Source organism: Sphingorhabdus wooponensis (genome assembly GCF_003933235.1).
GTDB lineage: Bacteria > Pseudomonadota > Alphaproteobacteria > Sphingomonadales > Sphingomonadaceae > Sphingorhabdus_B > Sphingorhabdus_B wooponensis.
The window spans coordinates 630,774-646,655 of record NZ_RWJI01000001.1; the positions used below are offsets into that span (position 1 = coordinate 630,774).

Here is a 15,882-nt window from a genome sequence, read left to right on the forward strand (position 1 = left end):
TCAAGGCACAGTCATGACTCTTTTTGAACAATATGCAGCGCATGTCGATCATGCGCTGAACGCACTTGTGACGCTCGGAACCTTGCCAGCGGATTTGGACCGTAGCAATGTAACGGTCGAGCCGCCGCGCGATGCGACGCATGGCGATATCTCCACCAATGCAGCCATGGTGCTGGCGAAACCCGCAGGAACCAACCCGCGTGCCTTGGCGGAGGCTTTGTCGGTTGAACTAGCTAAGGTTGCTAGCGTTACTGCTGTCGAAATTGCTGGGCCTGGGTTTCTAAACCTGCGGCTCGATGCTTCGGCATGGCTTGAGGAATTGCGCGCTATGGCGACCTCAGGCGATGATTATGGCCGCTCGCATGTGGGTGATGGTAAGTCGGTGAACTTAGAATATGTCTCCGCGAACCCAACTGGTCCCATGCATATGGGGCATTGCCGCGGCGCTGTGGTCGGTGATGCTTTGGCCAAATTGCTCGAATTTGCCGGCTATCGGGTCATCCGCGAATATTATATCAACGACGCAGGTGGCCAAGTTGATGTCCTCGCCCGCTCAGCGCATTTACGTTATCGTGAGGCCTTGGGCGAGACCATCGAAATCGCGGAGGGTCTGTATCCCGGAGATTATCTAATCCCCGTCGGCCAGCAGCTGGCGAAGCGTTTTGGTGCTCAATATGTCGCCGCGCCAGAACACGAATGGCTTGCGTTGTTCCGCAAGGCCGCCGTTGCCGAAATGATGGAGATGATCAAGGCGGACTTGGCCTTGCTGGGCATCCACCATGACCTGTTTTCGTCCGAAGCTGAACTGCATGAAGCAGGTAAGGCGGATGTCGCAGAGAAGGAACTGCGTGCGCGCGGACTTGTCTATGATGGCGAATTGGAAAAGCCAAAGGGCAAAGAAATCGAAGATTGGGAGCCTGTAACGCTACCCTTGTTCCGCTCAACGCAATTTGGCGATGACCAAGACCGGCCTATCAAAAAATCCAACGGCAGCTGGACCTATTTTGGTGCGGATCTCGCTTATCATTTCCAGAAAAGCCAAGGCGTCGATGCTATGATCGACATTTGGGGCGCGGATCATGCGGGCACAGTCAAACGAATCAAGGCGGCTGTCAATGCGCTGACCGGTGGTAAGGTCGATTTCGATGTGAAGTTGGTGCAGATGGTTCGCCTGCTGCGCGGTGGCGAACCTGTTAAAATGTCCAAAAGGTCAGGCAGCTTCGTAACCTTGGCTGAGGTCATTGAAGAAGTGGGCAAGGACGTTGTCCGCTTTACGATGCTGACCCGCAAGGCTGATGCGCAGATGGATTTCGATTTCGCCAAGGTGGTGGAAGCATCGAAGGATAATCCGGTATTCTATGTGCAATATGCGCATGCGCGTATATCGTCGACCATGCGCAAGGCAGAGCTCGAAGGGCTTGGCCCCGATGGCACGCATATAGCGTTGCTGGGCGATGCGGAAATCGGCCTTATCCGTGAAGCCGCAAATTTCCCGCGGATTGTGGAAGCTGCCGCAAAATCAGGCGAGCCGCACAGAATTGCTTTTTATCTTAATGATTTGGCAGCTGCGTTCCACGCTTATTGGAACTTGGGCAATGACCAGCCAGATAAGCGTTTCATATTGGCACAAAATCCTGACATGACAGGCGCGAGGCTTTTCATGGCACAAAATATCGGGCAAGTTCTGCGCAATGGATTGCGGCTGATGGGGGTCGAAGCCGCATACAACATGTAATGACGGGGACGTGACGTGATGGACCGCAACAATGATGGGCTGAATCTCGACGACAATGATCGCTTGCCGTGGCTCGAAACCGCTGACGGTAATTCAGCTACCGCGAACGGATCGTTTATGCGGGGCGCCTTCTGGGCGGTTGGGGGCTTAGCGTTGCTCGCGGCGATTGTGGGGGGATATTATTGGCTTCAACCCCGACAAGCGGGCGGCGCAAATGGCACAGGCGAACTGATTGTCGCGCCCAAGGGCAGTTATAAGGAAAAGCCTGCGGATGCGGGCGGCAAAAGCTTTGAAGGTGAAGGCGATTCTGCTTTTGCCGCAAGCGAAGGTCAGAAAACAGGCGCTGTGCTTGCAGGGCCCTCCGTTGGGACTGTCCCGCTACCCCAACCCACAGCGGTGCAGCCAGCGCCCCCCGTTGCAATCAAGAGCGCGCCTACAAATGCCGTCTTAGTGCAACTTGGTGCGTTCGGCGATTCCGCTAAGGCCGAAGCGGCGTGGACGGGTCTAAAAAAACGCTTTGGTTTTTTGGCGGGACTGAACAGCAAGATTGCTCAAGCCAATGTAGAAGGAGGGCGCTCGGTTTTTCGCCTGCAGGCCGTCACTGCGAACTCATCCGAAGCGCAGCAACTCTGTGCGAAGTTGAAGGTAGCGGGTGAGAATTGCCTTATTGTGCGGTAGTGAAGCGACATCCCCTTTTTCATGTTGATGCGCTATACATAGCAACTTAAGCAGCGCCAAACCTTCTGAGGAAAAGAATATGCCTGCTTTATACGATGTCTCCATTCCTGCTTTCATTCGCGGTTTGAAAAACCTCTCGAACATGCTCGAAAAGGGTAAGGTTTTCGCTGCGGAGCAAGGTATAGATTTGGCAGAATTGCTGAATGCGCGGTTGATTGACGACATGGCCCCGCTGACAAAGCAAGTGCAGATGACAACCGATACGGCGAAGTTTGTCGCGGTGCGCGTCGGCCAAGTGGAAAACCAACCTTGGGCGGATGATGAGGTGACGTTTGACGATGTCCAAGCCCGTGTGGCCAAGGCCATATCCTTTCTGCAAGCCACATCACCCAATGGTTTTGAGGCCCGCGAAGATGCAAAGGTCGTGCTGACTACGCCTAGCGGTGATATTCCCTTTACCGGCAGTACATATGTGCATGGCTTTGCCATCCCCAATTTCTTCTTCCATCTCAGCATGGCCTATGCGCTGTTGCGCATGAAGGGTGTGCCCGTGGGCAAGCTCGATTTTCTGGGCGCAATCCGGTAATTATACACAGCTAAAGCGCCACGTCCCGATGCTCCATGCTTGCCTTGGGGGCGCGGCGGGCTTAGCGTTCTTTTTATGAAGCCGGTAATATTTGGCCTATCGGGCCTGACCCTGACGGATGATGAAAAACGACTGTTTCGCGATGTCGAGCCAGCAGGCTATATTCTGTTTAAACGTAATATTGAGGATCGCGCGCAGGTCCGTGCCCTGACAAATAGTCTGCGGACGTTGCATGGGCGCGACAATGTGCCCATCCTGATTGATCAAGAGGGTGGCCGTGTCGCGCGGATGCGTCCGCCGGTCTGGCCCGACTTCCCCGCTGGCGGCGCGTTCGACGCGCTGTATGACATCGCGCCCATCACCGCGATTGAGGCAGCCCGTTGCAATGCAGAGGCTATTGCACTCTCGCTGACCGAAGTCGGCATCAATGTGGATTGCTTGCCTGTTCTCGATGTGCGTGTGCCTGATACCCATTCCGCTATTGGCGACCGCGCATTAGGCAGCGACCCTATGCGCGTCGCGGCCTTGGGTCGTGCAATCCTTGATGGACTTGCCTTGGGCGGCGTCATCGGCGTCGTCAAGCACATGCCGGGGCAGGGGCGCGCCACCGTAGATACCCATCATGACTTGCCGCATGTTACTGCAAGCGCAGCGGAACTTGAGCAAGACCTTGCTCCATTCCGGGCGCTCAACACCGCCGCGATGGGCATGACGGGGCATGTTGTCTATGATGTTTGGGACAAAACGCACACCGCAACCATGTCACGCGTTGTCATTGACGACATCATTCGCCAGAGCGTCGGTTTCGATGGCCTATTGATGAGCGACGATCTTGATATGAACGCGTTGCAAGGTGATGTCGCAAGCCGTGCTTTGGCCTGCGTACAGGCGGGCTGCGACCTTGCTCTCAACTGCTGGGGCCGCTTTGATGAGATGGTCGCGATTGCTAACAATTTGCCTGAAATTACGCCGGTTGCCCGCGCACGGCTTGACCGCGCGATGGCACTTGCGCCGGTGCCGTTTGACGCCGACCGACTGGCACATTTACTCGACAAGCGCGACCAGTTATTGGCTTTGGCTGACGCCAGCACAAAACTCACAGGCGGAGCGACCGGCGCGGCATGACCGAGCCTATGCTCTTTGACGCAGAGGACGCCCTCCGCGACGAGAGCGCTGCCAAAGCGGAATTTGGTCCCGATGTTCTGACCATCGATATCGACGGTTGGGAAGGGCCGTTGGACCTATTGCTCGCACTCGCCCGCAATCAAAAGGTTGATTTGCGGCAATTGTCTATTCTCGCCTTGGTCGAACAATATCTGGTGTTCATTGATGAGGCGCGCGCGCTGAAGCTAGAGCTTGCCGCTGATTATCTGGTGATGGCGGCGTGGCTCGCCTACCTCAAATCGGCATTATTGCTGCCGAAGGACCCGACAATTGACCCGTCGCCGGAGGAGCTTGCATTGCGCCTGCAATTGCGGCTGGAACGGTTGAACGCCATGCGGGAAAGCGGCGCACGCTTAATGGCGCGTGACCGGATTGGTCGCGACGTGTTCTTCCGCGGCACACCTGAAGGGTTGCGCGTGGTTAAAGCGCGGGCATGGGAATGCGACTATTTTGAACTGATCACCGCTTATGGCCAAATCAACGCCCGCACAGCGCCTGCGATGCACATCGTTAAAAAGCGCCAAGTCATGACGTTGGAGGAGGCGTTGGACCGCGTGTCGGCCATGATTGGCCGTGCGATTGACTGGACAGCGATACATGCGTTTCTGCCGCCGATGGCAGACCCAGCCTTGCGTAAATCGGCTTTGGCCTCCAGCTTTGTCGCGGCCTTGGAACTCGCCAAACGTGGCATTGTAGATTTGCAGCAAGAGGCGACCTTCGCGCCATTGATGGTGAGGAAAAAGGCAAGATGATCGAAACCGATCCAGATCTGCGCGCGGTGGAGGCGACTTTGTTCGCCAGTGACCAGCCGATGACAGTTGAACAAATTCGTGGCTATGTCGGTGATAGCGTGGATGTTGCGGCAGCGCTTACGCAATTGGCTTTACATTATGAGGGGCGCGGCATTGAGCTCGTCCGGCGCGGCAAGTCGTGGCATTTTCAAACCGCTGCAGATCTTGCACATTTGCTACGCCGCGAACGCGAAGAAACCCGAAAGCTCAGCCGCGCTGCGGTCGAGACATTGGCGATTATCGCTTATCATGAACCCGTCAGTCGCGCCGAGATTGAGGCCATTCGCGGCGTGCAGATTTCAAAAGGCACCCTAGATGTTTTGATGGAAGCAGGATGGGTCCGCCCCGCTGGCCGCCGCGAAGTGCCGGGGCGGCCTTTACTTTTTGCCACGACGGCAGGTTTCCTGACGCATTTCGGGCTGACTAGCCGCAAAGATTTGCCGGGAATTGCAGACCTGAAAGCCGCGGGATTGCTGGACCCGATTGATAGCGCAATGGGTGAAATGCTGTTTGCTGGCGAAGAAAGTGACGCCGAACTGGCAATTGATGAAAACAACGCCTAAATAGGCGAAGGTCATGCGACATCGGGGTCGCAACATCCGGGGCGCGCCCCGTTAGGAGTTTAAAATGGGTGGTTTTAGCATCTGGCACTGGCTGATTGTTGGCATTTTGGTGTTGCTCTTGTTCGGCAAGGGCCGTTTTTCCGACATGATGGGCGACGTGGCCAAAGGCATTAAAAGCTTCAAAAAGGGTATGAGCGAAGACGACGAAGCGCCTAAGGCGCCGCCACAAATTGGCGCGGATACCGTTGTTGACGCTGAAAAGCAGACTGACAAGACTCAAGGTTAAGTCATTGACAACGCAGTATCATTCACCTCCAATGTCAGGGGGCTGATGTGTTTGACATCGCGTCATCCGAACTTCTGCTTGTCGTCCTTGTGGCGCTTTTGGTCATTGGGCCAAAGGATTTGCCCAAGGCTTTGCGTGTTGTCGGTAAATGGGTGGGCAAGGCGCGCGGTGTCGCCGCACATTTTCGCTCCGGCTTTGACGAAATGGTGCGTCAGTCTGAATTGGACGAGATGGAGAAAAAGTGGAAGGCTGAGAATGAGCGTATCATGCGTGCACATCCAGCGGATCCACGCGCAGATGTCATCGGCGATGACCCTGCAACACCTATAGCAGAAACGCCGGTCGACACATCGCCCACCGAGACGGCGGCTAAGACATGAACGAAATTGACGAAAGCAAAATGCCCTTGCTCGATCATTTGATTGAGCTGCGCAGCCGTTTGCTCTGGAGCTTTTTGGCGCTCGCTATCGCCTTTGGCATCAGCCTCTATTTCGCGCGGCCCATCTTTGGCTTTCTCGTGCAACCTTTGCTCGCTTCAGGTCAGACGAAACTGATCTATACCGCAATATTTGAGGCATTTTTTGTTGAGATTAAGGTCGCGTTTTTTGCTGCCACCTTCTTCTCCTTCCCTGTGTTTGCCACGCAATTGTGGCGCTTCGTTGCACCCGGCCTCTACAACAAAGAAAAGCGAGCATTTTTGCCGTTTTTGCTCGCAACGCCTGTGTTGTTCATCCTTGGCGCGTCGATGGCCTATTTCATGGCTATACCCGTTGCGTTGGAATATCTGCTCGGTTTTGGTGGTTCTGTTGGCGGAGTTGAGCAACAGGCACTTCCGGGTGTCGACAATTATCTGAATTTCGTAATGAAGTTCATTTTTGGCTTCGGCATTTCATTCTTGCTGCCGGTGCTGTTGATGTTGCTGGAACGCGCTGGCATTGTCACACTGGAGCAGCTTAAGAGCGCGCGCCGTTATGCCATTGTCGGCGCCTTTGCCATCGCCGCCGTCCTCACACCGCCCGATGTTGTCTCGCAATTGTTGCTCGCAATCCCCTTGTGCATTTTATACGAACTTGCGCTTGTCGCGATTTGGTTCACCCGCCGCCGCCGTAATAAGGCAGAGCCTAGAGAAGAGGTGGCTCTGTAAGTTTGAAGGCGCTGTTGACCTCATTTTTCGCGCTTCCTTCCCTTAGCAAACAAAAAGGGCCGGAAGTTTCCCTCAAGCCCTTCTTGTTACTACAAAATGCCATTTATCACGTGGCGCGGTCGCCTGCTTCACCAACAGATTCAATATCTTCGCCCACACCCTTGACGGTGTTGCAGGCCGCCGCCAGCAAGGATGCTGAGAGCAGGATGATCGTTGCAATTTTGCGCATGATATTCTCCAAGAGCTTGGCCCACAAATTAGACCTAGCAGGCTAACCCGCCGATCGCGCGGAGGTTCCGTTTTTTAGCGCGCGATTGACGGATCAATCCCTTGGTGGCGTTACGCGGACAATCTTTCTGATTAGAAACTGACCCGCGCCGTCACCCGGAAATCACGACCAGTCAATGGCACGAAATCCTTGGTAAAGGAGGCGGCACGTCGGGCGGTGACGTCGAAAATATTGTTTGCCGACGCAATCAGTGCAATGTTGCGATCCCGCCCGAATGGTCGCCAAGTCGCGGAAGCATTGACCAAAGTGAAACCATCTGTTGGCGTTTCAAATATCGCGGTCTTGGTTTGGTCGTCGCTCCATTCGACTTCGCCGCGCAGGTCAAAGCCGGCATTGGTCAACTCAACGCCGCCCAGCAAACGCAAGGGTGGGATGCGCGGCACATCGCCGCCACCAGACGAGATTTTGGCGCGTGTGTAATCGGCAACGCCATCGACCGACAGGTTGGTATTGCCAAAGCTCGCAAGGCGCTTGGATGCCTGAAATTCTACACCCCAAACCTTGGCGTCATTCTGGAAATATTGGAACACGGGCAAGTCATCTTCGATGTCGCCGGTCTCAGCCTCATAAATGAAATTGTCGAAGCGGTTGGTGTATAGCGTTGCGCTGAACGCTGTCCCGGGCGTGTCGAACCGCGCATAGAGTTCGCCATTCCACGCGCGCTCGCTTTTCAGATCAGGGTCGCCAATTTCATAAGCCTGCGTTGCGATATGCGGTCCATTGGAGAATAATTCCTCCACAGCGGGTGCGCGCCCTGTTCGCGAGACGTTCGCGCCGATCTTCAGATCGCCAATATGGTAACCAAGACCAAATGCGGCTGAGACATTATCAAATGAGCGCGCAAGGCCCAGAATGTCGGCACGCAGTTCAGCCGTGTCAAAACGTATCGCGACCTCAGCATCCAGATTGCCTTTGGTATATTCCTGCAGGGTGAACAGACCAAATTGCCGCGTCTTGTTTGGCGGGACGAAGGCTTCCGCGCCAATCGCTTCGAAATCGCGCGTTTGATATTGAACGCCGCTTGCCCCGCGCCAGCCGTTGCGTTCATTCTGCACAAATTCGGCGCGCGCCTCAATGCCTTGGCTGTTGAAGACTGTTCCGATTTCGTCGCCTTCAAATTCGGTATGGGTATAATCGGCATAGCCCGTGCGCAGGCGCAGTTTTTCGAACAAGCCGTCGCCTAAATTGACTTCACCGCGGAAGTCAAAGCGATATTGGCGCAAGCCAATGGTAACGGGCACTTCGCCTTCTTCACCTTCTGCATGTTCCGCGCCCTCATGCGCATGGGATGCGCCGGGGCGTGCGGGGATGCCATATTTAGTGTCATATATGCTGTACGACACGCCAAGATTGCCATTATCGTCAATAAACGCGATACCGCCGCCAGCGGTCCAGCTTTTTACCGCACTGTTGGGAATGCGTCCGCGCTGTTCGGCCAGCTCGCGTGCTTCTTCCGCTTCCTCGATATGGCCTTCGCTTGCCTCCTCGGCAGCCAATTCGCGCATATCCGCACGCAAATTAGGGGAGAGGACATAGCCGCCAGTACGCATATCATCGCTGTTGCGGTAGCTGCCGTCGAGATGGACGATAACGCGGTCGGTAATTGGCATATCAATTGACGCGCCGCCGGACCAGTCGCGCGCTGCACTGCCATATCCGGCCAAGGCATCGATGTGGATGTTTTCGTCCGGGATGGACCTTGGTATCCTTTTATCGAGCGCATTGACTGCACCACCAACGGCTTGGCCACCGAACAACAGGACAGCTGGTCCGCGCAGCACTTCAATCCGCTCTATTGTTAACGTGTCGATTGTTACGGCATGGTCCGCAGACGTGTTGGAGGCGTCGATATTACCAATGCCGTCTGTGAGAACAGCCACGCGGTTCCCTTGATACCCACGCAGTACAGGCCGCGATGCGCCAGGCGAGAAGCTTGTCGCCGAAACACCCGGCAAACTCGTCAAAATATCGCCCAATTGTGCGCGCGTTTTTTCCGCGAGCACTTCGCCCGAAATAGCGGATGTGCCGGAAAGAATGTCGAGCCGTTCGACATAAGGCGCTGTTACGACAATATCGTCTGTACCATGAAAATCGTCGGACAGCAGTTCGGTTTCGGTTGCAGTGCTGTTGCTCTGCTGGGCATAAACGGGTGCTGCCAAAGCCAGCGATAATGCCGAAATGCTTGCGGATATTGTGAAAAGCGGTGCGGTTTTCATAAGAGAACGTTATCCATAAGAGCAAGAGTTACGGCGATATATTATCCACAATGATACAATATAACAATACCTGAATTACAATTTGCGAATTAATCCACTTTTGCCACGCATATTGTCGCGCTCACGATCAGACCGTCTTGCGATTGCCTATGAACGCGCCTAGCTATCGGCGATATGAATATGCTTGGCTCAACACTTGATTTGATTGGCAACACCCCGCTCGTCCGCCTGAAAGGGCCAAGCGAGGAAGCCGGATGCGATATTTTTGGCAAATGTGAATATGTGAACCCTGGCGCATCGGTAAAGGATCGCGCCGCGCTTTACATCGTCCGGGATGCCGAACGGCAGGGCCTGTTGAAACCCGGCGGAACAATCGTTGAGGGCACGGCAGGCAATACTGGCATTGGCCTTGCTTTGGTGTGCAATGCGCTTGGGTATAAGACAATCATCGTCATGCCCGAAACGCAAAGCCAAGAAAAAAAGGATACGCTGCGCGCTTTGGGTGCGGAGCTCGTTCTTGTGCCGGCTGCGCCTTATGCGAACCCGGGGCACTTCGTGCACACTTCGCGCCGATTGGCGGAAGAAACGGAAAATGCGGTATGGGCAAACCAGTTCGACAATATTGCCAACCGCCGCGCGCATATTGAAACCACGGCTGAGGAAATCTGGGCACAGATGGACGGAAAAATTGACGGTTTCATTTGCGCCGCTGGCACGGGTGGGACGATTGCGGGCGTCGGACTTGGTCTCAAGGCGAAGGATGAGGCCGTCACTATCGCTTTGGCCGATCCGCACGGTGCGGCACTTTATAATTATTATGCATGCGGCGAGTTAAGCGCCGAAGGCAGTTCGGTTGCAGAAGGCATCGGGCAGGGGCGCATTACAGCCAATCTTGAGGGCGCTCCGATTGATACGCAATTCCGCATTTCCGATGAGGAGGGGCTTGTCTGGGTCCGGCGGCTTTTGGCGGAGGAGGGGCTTTGCCTTGGGCTATCTTCGGGGATTAATGTGGCAGGCGCCATCGCGCTGGCAAAGCATTTGGGGCCGGGTAAGCGTATAGTGACGATCTTGTGCGACACAGGCTTCCGCTATTTGTCTACCATTTATAACCCGGCGTGGATGCGCAGCAAAAACCTTCCCATAATGCCTTGGCAGCAAGACAGCTAAGCGCCAAATTAAGGGCTAAGGAGAACGTATATGGCCGAACAAAAGCAATCTGCAATTCAGCGTATTCAGGTAGGGCTTGTTGGGCTCGTTGTTGTGTTGTTGTTCGTGACATTGGCAAATATGGTCTTGGACCGGGTGAGCGATGGACCGCAAACTGGAGCCATGCCGGACGCAACGCCGCTGATCGTTGACAAGGACAAAACGCCGGATGAACCGCTGGCGGAGCTGGGCGTGACACCTGTAGCTAAGGAAACGGACGCCGAAAGAGCGGCTAAGGATACGGCAAAAGCACCGCTTTCATCTGCGCCTACGCGCTAACATTTGTTTGGTGATTGATAGATTGGCCCGGTTCGGCGTTAGGCAGTGGCTGCTTGTTGCTTTGGTAGCGGCATCGGCGGTTTTGCTGTGGTTCGTTGGCTTTGCCGCCACGCGTCCAGCGGATAATAGACCAAAGTCGCCATTAACACTGATGACGTCGTTGCCGCTGATATGGAGCGAAGGGGGGATTGAGGCAGATCTGGCCAAGGACGCTGCGCCGCACCCCGCTTTTGCGCGGCTGAGAACGCTTTATGACATTACGCCCATAGACAATCTGGAGACTTGGGATCCCAAGTCTCAGCACATGCTTTTGCTCGCGCAACCGCGAGCTCTTGCGCCACGCGAACTTGTCCGTCTCGATAATTGGGTGCGGCAAGGTGGCCTTGTGTTGATACTTGCTGACCCTGCCTTGCAATGGGGAAGCCTCTATCCCCTGGGCGACAAACGACGACCGTTGTTTACATCGATGCTCTCACCCTTATTCGCACATTGGGGGCTGGAGTTGGTCTTACCTTTGGAGGATGAGGTTCCCGCTTCCATGCGCAAAATTGGCGTGTTCAACATCCGGACGGTGACGGCTGGGGAATGGTTGCCCAGAGCGAGCAATGCCGCGAACCGCTGCGCAATATTGGCGAAAGGCCTATTGGCGGATTGCCGAATTGGCAAAGGGCGCGCCATTCTTGTGGCTGATGCGGATCTTCTCGATGCGGCCTTTTGGGAGGGGCGCGGGATGCGGATACTCACTGGTAAGGATGAGTTTGCCAATATGGCCATGCTGCAGGCGCTTCTGACAGCCCTGCGCGACAATAAGGGCTTGGACAGGGATTTTGTGGGAAAATGACGGGCGATGGGGGAAATAGTGCGAAAATCATCCGTAAAGCCGGTGATTTGGACGATTTGGGCACGAAAAAAATGCTCTCATTATGCAACCTACATGTTGGTCGATGTACCAAAGGTGACGGAATTTGGATGTTTTTTTATAAAATAATTTAGTTTTTCCATAAAATCCCTCTTTTCATCCATAAAATCCCTTGCTATGCACAGTCAACAAGGGGTGGATTCCTGATTCTATCGGTCGTTACGGCGTCCGCATGGCGATATGCTTCGCCATGATTAGAGATCTGCGCCCTTTTTTAAGGGGTGTGCAGTTAGTGTCAGCGTTGGTGGTCTATGCAGGTTCTGGGGTGTCGAATGTCGATGTCAAAGGCCGCACGACTATTCCTGCCGAACTGCGCGACAGTGTTCAGCAATCCAGCGGCAGCAACAGCGTATGTATATCGCGGCATTCCACCCTGCCGTGCTTGATTGGCTTTGGCGGCTCCGAACGCCTTAAGTTGCGCGCTGATATCGAGGCACAATGGCAAAGCGCTGTTAATCGCGGTGCTGAGTTTGACCGCGAAATCGCTGGTGTTTCGGCATCCTCGATTTTTGAGACTGCCTTTGAAGCCAGCGGCCGCTTTGTTCTTTCGCCGATGCTCAAGCATTTCGGTCGCATTGACGATCGTGCCTTCTTCTTTGGTGCAACAACGCATTTCATGCTTTGGAACCCAGATGTCTTCCTGAAAGAAGCTCCTGCAGCATTCAATCCCGTTAAGGACGAGCTGAATTATTGGCTTTCCCAGGCAAAGCGCGACAAATGAGCGCTTCAGTCCCCCATATTCCAGTCTTACTGGATGAAGTAATTCACTCTCTCGCCATCACCCCTGGTGCTGAGGTCGTGGATGGCACCTTCGGTGCAGGTGGATACAGCCAAGCGATACTGGCTGGCGGTGCGCGCGTTTATGCGTTCGACCGTGATCCCGATGCCCTTAATGAAGGTGCGGACCTTGCAGGCCGCAGCGAAGGCGCTTTGCGTCTTTACGCGGCCTGTTTTTCTAACATGGACGATGTTTTGATGGCTGACGGTATCTCGTCGGTCGATGGCGTCGTATTGGATATTGGCGTTTCGTCGATGCAGCTTGATCGCGCTGAGCGCGGCTTTTCCTTCCAAAAGGATGGCCCATTGGACATGCGCATGGGGCAGGATGGCATGACGGCGGCGGATTTTGTCAATGAAGCCGAAGAGGCGGACATTGCCGACATTATCTACCGATATGGCGAAGAGCATCGCTCACGCCGTATAGCGAGATCGATTGTTGCGGCGCGGCCCATAGAAACCACTGCGCAATTGGCAGCGATTGTTCGCAAGGCTGTTGGTCACAAGCCTGGTGCGCCGAAAGATCCTGCTACCCGTGCCTTCCAAGCCATTCGCATTCATGTGAACCGCGAATTGGACGAACTGACGGATGGCCTTGAGGCTGCTGAGCGTATGTTGAAGCCCGGTGGCCGTTTGGCTGTTGTCACCTTTCACAGTCTTGAAGACCGCATCGTAAAGCAATTTTTGCGCCGCCGCAGCGGTGCAGAGGCTGCCGGTTCGCGCCATGTGCCAATGGTCGGCAGCGACGGCCCATCACCTACTTTTAATAAAGCTGACAAGGCGGTCCGGCCATCGGACGCCGAATTGGCCCGTAATCCACGGTCAAGATCAGCAACTTTGCGTTCCGCAACCCGCACACACGCCCCCGCATGGGCAACAGGAGGACTTGCAGCATGAGTCTCGCAATGAAAAGACTTCAGAACATTGGCTGGTTAGCCTTGGTTTTCATGGTTGCCATTCTGTTGTACCCATTGTCGCTTAATGTAGCAGCGACGCATAGCGATTTGGTTGCGGTTGATCGCGAAATTCTGGAAACGAAGCGCGAAATTAGCTTCCTTCAAGCTGAAATCCGGACACGGGCGAGCCTTCAGCAACTGGAGGAATGGAATGAGCTTTTATACGGCTATCAACCACCATTGGCGCAGCAATTCGTCAATGGCGAAGCAGCGCTTGCAGAACTCACCGGAGATCTGCAAGAAACAAAACCTGTGATGATGGCTTCTGCAGATATTGACGTTGCGCCTAGTGCTAACCAAGCTAATCCAGCACCAACGATTGAGGCTGTGGTGAAAAAGTCGACCGCGATTGCAGCGGCGGTTGCGACCCCGATTTTCGCCGAGCCGGTAAAGCGCGCCGCACCAAAGCCTGTCGCGCCAAAGGTTGAGCAAACCCGAACAGAACGACTTGCGCGTATGGACGAAACGCTTTTGTCCGATGATCTGTTGCGCGATATTTCAGCTAAATCCGCGAACGAACGCCGCCGGTAATGAACCCCCAACTGGCCCGCACAACTACGCGAAAAAGCGGCGTCAACCCGCCACCATTTGCGGCGCACGGGTTTTGGCGCATGCTTATCTTGTTGTTGGCATTTGGCATGTTTGTCGTGCTGTTGATTGGTCGCCTCGCCACTTTGGCGTTGTTTGAAAGCACGCGGGCTTATGGCGCGACGAGCACTGAATATGTACCCGAGCGCGGCGACATTGTGGACCGCAATGGCGTTCCCTTGGCGCGCAGCATCTATGGCTATGCGATATGGGTAAAGCCTGAAGATATTTTGGGTGATCGTAAGCAATTGGCGAACCAATTGGCAGCCATCTTTCCGGATACACCAGCTTCTGAGTTTTATGCGAAACTGACAGCGGACAAGCCTGGCTACTTAAGGAAACGTGCGTTGCCAGAACAAGTTCGGCAGGTGCATAGCTTGGGCGAAATCGCCATTGAGTTTCCGCGTGAGGCTACGCGTTTGTACCCGCAGCATGATATGGCCGCACATGTCCTTGGTTTTGTAAACCGTGACGGCAAAGGCGCTATGGGCATGGAGCGCGTCATGAATGACTATCTGCGCGATCCGTCAAAACGTTCCGCACCGTTGAATCTTGCTTTGGATGTCCGCGTGCAAGCGGCGCTTGAAAGCGAGCTTGCTTCGGGCATGGCGGCAACGGCCGCTAAAGGTGCTGCAGGTGTCATCCTAGATGTGCAAACGGGTGAGGTCATTGCCATGGCTACCTTGCCATCGTTCAACCCAAACCGACCTTCTTTCGCGAATATTCCTGATGATGGGCAGCCCGTTGTGGATGGCCGCTACCCGATTACGCGGCAGACCAACAATGTCACCAACCGCGTTTATGAGCTTGGCTCTACCTTCAAGCCGTTAACCGTGGCTGCTGCGATGGATGCAGGTACCGTTCGTGATCTATCTGTGCGTTATGATGCGACAAAGCCTCTTCAGGTTGGCAAGTTCAAAATTCGGGATTCGCACCCTTTAGATCGCTGGATTAACGCCCCTGAATCGCTAATCCACAGTTCGAACATTGTGACCGCGCAAATTGCCGATAATTTGGGTGCAGCGCGCATGGATGCGATGTTACGTACGATGCATTTTAATGGGCGTCCCGAAATTGAGCTCGCGGAAAAAGCAATGCCGCTTTATCCTAAAAGATGGGATCGCCTTAAAAACATGACCGTTGGGTTTGGGCATGGCATTGCAGTGACGCCGCTGCATTTGGCGAGCGCTTATGCCGCAATGGTAAATGGTGGCATCTATCGTCCCGCAACAATGTTCAAAACCATACCCGGCGCGAAAATTCCCGGCAAGCGTGTGTTTAAGGCCGCAACCAGTGCACGGATGCGTCAAATGATGCGCATGATTGTCGTCGACGGGACTGGTAAGAAAGCCGATGCTCTTGGCTATCGCGTTGGTGGCAAAACCGGTTCTGCGGAAAAACCCGGCATTGGCGGATATAGCCGTAATTTGGTGGTCGCTACCTTTGCCGCTGCATTTCCGATGGATAATCCACGTTATGTCGTGCTTACCATGTTAGATGAACCTAAGGGTACTGAGGCTTCAAGCTTTCAACGGACCGCAGGTTATACCGCGGCACCTGTTGTGCAGAAAACAGTGACTCGCATCGGTCCACTTGTGGGGATCATTCCGGATATTAAACGCGATGTTGATGTATCTGAACTGATGCCTTTATTGTGGAAGGCGAAGGGAGAGCAATAGTGAAGCTCGGGCAATTGGTAAGCGGT

Annotated in this window: 18 protein-coding genes; 16 read left to right on the plus strand and 2 right to left on the minus strand. The window is 54.5% G+C overall.

Annotated features, from left to right (window positions below):
* Positions 1–13 precede the first annotated feature (13 nt).
* From argS to tatC, 9 genes are all read left to right on the plus strand, one after another.
* On the plus strand, positions 14–1,735 hold the full coding sequence (gene argS / locus D7D48_RS03265) for an arginine--tRNA ligase (RefSeq protein ID WP_125229925.1): 1,722 nt from the start codon (positions 14–16) through the stop codon (positions 1,733–1,735).
* An 18-nt stretch (positions 1,736–1,753) separates the two neighbouring features.
* Entirely contained in the window at positions 1,754–2,413 is a 660-nt protein-coding gene (locus D7D48_RS03270) for an SPOR domain-containing protein (protein WP_125229926.1), read from the plus strand.
* A 79-nt stretch (positions 2,414–2,492) separates the two neighbouring features.
* Positions 2,493–2,999, plus strand: a complete 507-nt coding sequence (locus tag D7D48_RS03275; RefSeq protein ID WP_125229927.1) for a DUF1993 domain-containing protein — start codon at positions 2,493–2,495, stop codon at positions 2,997–2,999.
* Between the two features lie 75 nt (positions 3,000–3,074).
* Positions 3,075–4,124 (plus strand): beta-N-acetylhexosaminidase, encoded by a 1,050-nt coding sequence (nagZ, locus tag D7D48_RS03280; protein ID WP_125229928.1) that lies wholly within the window; start codon positions 3,075–3,077, stop codon positions 4,122–4,124.
* A gap of 8 nt (positions 4,125–4,132) precedes the next feature.
* Complete coding sequence (locus D7D48_RS03285) at positions 4,133–4,915, plus strand: segregation and condensation protein A (RefSeq protein WP_425452541.1); 783 nt, start codon at positions 4,133–4,135, stop codon at positions 4,913–4,915.
* On the plus strand, positions 4,912–5,517 hold the full coding sequence (gene scpB, locus D7D48_RS03290; protein WP_125229930.1) for an SMC-Scp complex subunit ScpB: 606 nt from the start codon (positions 4,912–4,914) through the stop codon (positions 5,515–5,517). The genes D7D48_RS03285 and scpB overlap by 4 nt, the downstream gene beginning before the upstream one ends.
* Before the next feature lie 64 nt (positions 5,518–5,581).
* Complete coding sequence (locus tag D7D48_RS03295) at positions 5,582–5,803, plus strand: twin-arginine translocase TatA/TatE family subunit (protein ID WP_125229931.1); 222 nt, start codon at positions 5,582–5,584, stop codon at positions 5,801–5,803.
* Positions 5,804–5,850: 47 nt separating this feature from the next.
* Complete coding sequence (tatB, locus tag D7D48_RS03300; protein ID WP_125229932.1) at positions 5,851–6,183, plus strand: Sec-independent protein translocase protein TatB; 333 nt, start codon at positions 5,851–5,853, stop codon at positions 6,181–6,183.
* Positions 6,180–6,947, plus strand: coding sequence for a twin-arginine translocase subunit TatC (gene tatC, locus D7D48_RS03305; RefSeq protein WP_125229933.1), 768 nt, complete (start codon positions 6,180–6,182; stop codon positions 6,945–6,947). Before tatB ends, tatC begins: the two co-directional genes overlap by 4 nt.
* A gap of 106 nt (positions 6,948–7,053) precedes the next feature.
* On the opposite strand, the gene D7D48_RS03310 is transcribed toward tatC, so the two are convergent.
* Positions 7,054–7,176, minus strand: coding sequence for an entericidin A/B family lipoprotein (locus D7D48_RS03310; protein ID WP_125229934.1), 123 nt, complete (start codon positions 7,174–7,176; stop codon positions 7,054–7,056).
* Between the two features lie 131 nt (positions 7,177–7,307).
* A complete protein-coding gene (locus tag D7D48_RS03315) occupies positions 7,308–9,452 on the minus strand; it encodes a TonB-dependent receptor (protein WP_125229935.1) in 2,145 nt (714 codons plus the stop codon).
* A 174-nt stretch (positions 9,453–9,626) separates the two neighbouring features.
* Between D7D48_RS03315 and D7D48_RS03320 the strand changes: the two genes are divergently transcribed.
* The 7 genes from D7D48_RS03320 (at position 9,627) to D7D48_RS03350 (ending at position 15,856) form a co-directional block, all read left to right on the plus strand.
* On the plus strand, positions 9,627–10,619 hold the full coding sequence (locus tag D7D48_RS03320; protein WP_125229936.1) for a cysteine synthase A: 993 nt from the start codon (positions 9,627–9,629) through the stop codon (positions 10,617–10,619).
* Between the two features lie 30 nt (positions 10,620–10,649).
* Entirely contained in the window at positions 10,650–10,937 is a 288-nt protein-coding gene (locus tag D7D48_RS03325) for a hypothetical protein (protein WP_125229937.1), read from the plus strand.
* Positions 10,938–10,947: 10 nt separating this feature from the next.
* Entirely contained in the window at positions 10,948–11,778 is an 831-nt protein-coding gene (locus tag D7D48_RS03330) for a Gldg family protein (protein WP_125229938.1), read from the plus strand.
* Positions 11,779–12,088: 310 nt separating this feature from the next.
* Entirely contained in the window at positions 12,089–12,577 is a 489-nt protein-coding gene (locus D7D48_RS03335) for a division/cell wall cluster transcriptional repressor MraZ (protein WP_125229939.1), read from the plus strand.
* Positions 12,574–13,530: a 16S rRNA (cytosine(1402)-N(4))-methyltransferase RsmH gene (rsmH, locus tag D7D48_RS03340; RefSeq protein WP_125229940.1), complete on the plus strand. Its 957-nt coding sequence runs from the start codon at positions 12,574–12,576 to the stop codon at positions 13,528–13,530. The genes D7D48_RS03335 and rsmH overlap by 4 nt, the downstream gene beginning before the upstream one ends.
* Positions 13,527–14,120, plus strand: a complete 594-nt coding sequence (locus tag D7D48_RS03345) for a hypothetical protein (protein WP_125229941.1) — start codon at positions 13,527–13,529, stop codon at positions 14,118–14,120. The genes rsmH and D7D48_RS03345 overlap by 4 nt, the downstream gene beginning before the upstream one ends.
* On the plus strand, positions 14,120–15,856 hold the full coding sequence (locus D7D48_RS03350; RefSeq protein WP_125229942.1) for a peptidoglycan D,D-transpeptidase FtsI family protein: 1,737 nt from the start codon (positions 14,120–14,122) through the stop codon (positions 15,854–15,856). Before D7D48_RS03345 ends, D7D48_RS03350 begins: the two co-directional genes overlap by 1 nt.
* Positions 15,857–15,882: the final 26 nt, after the last annotated feature.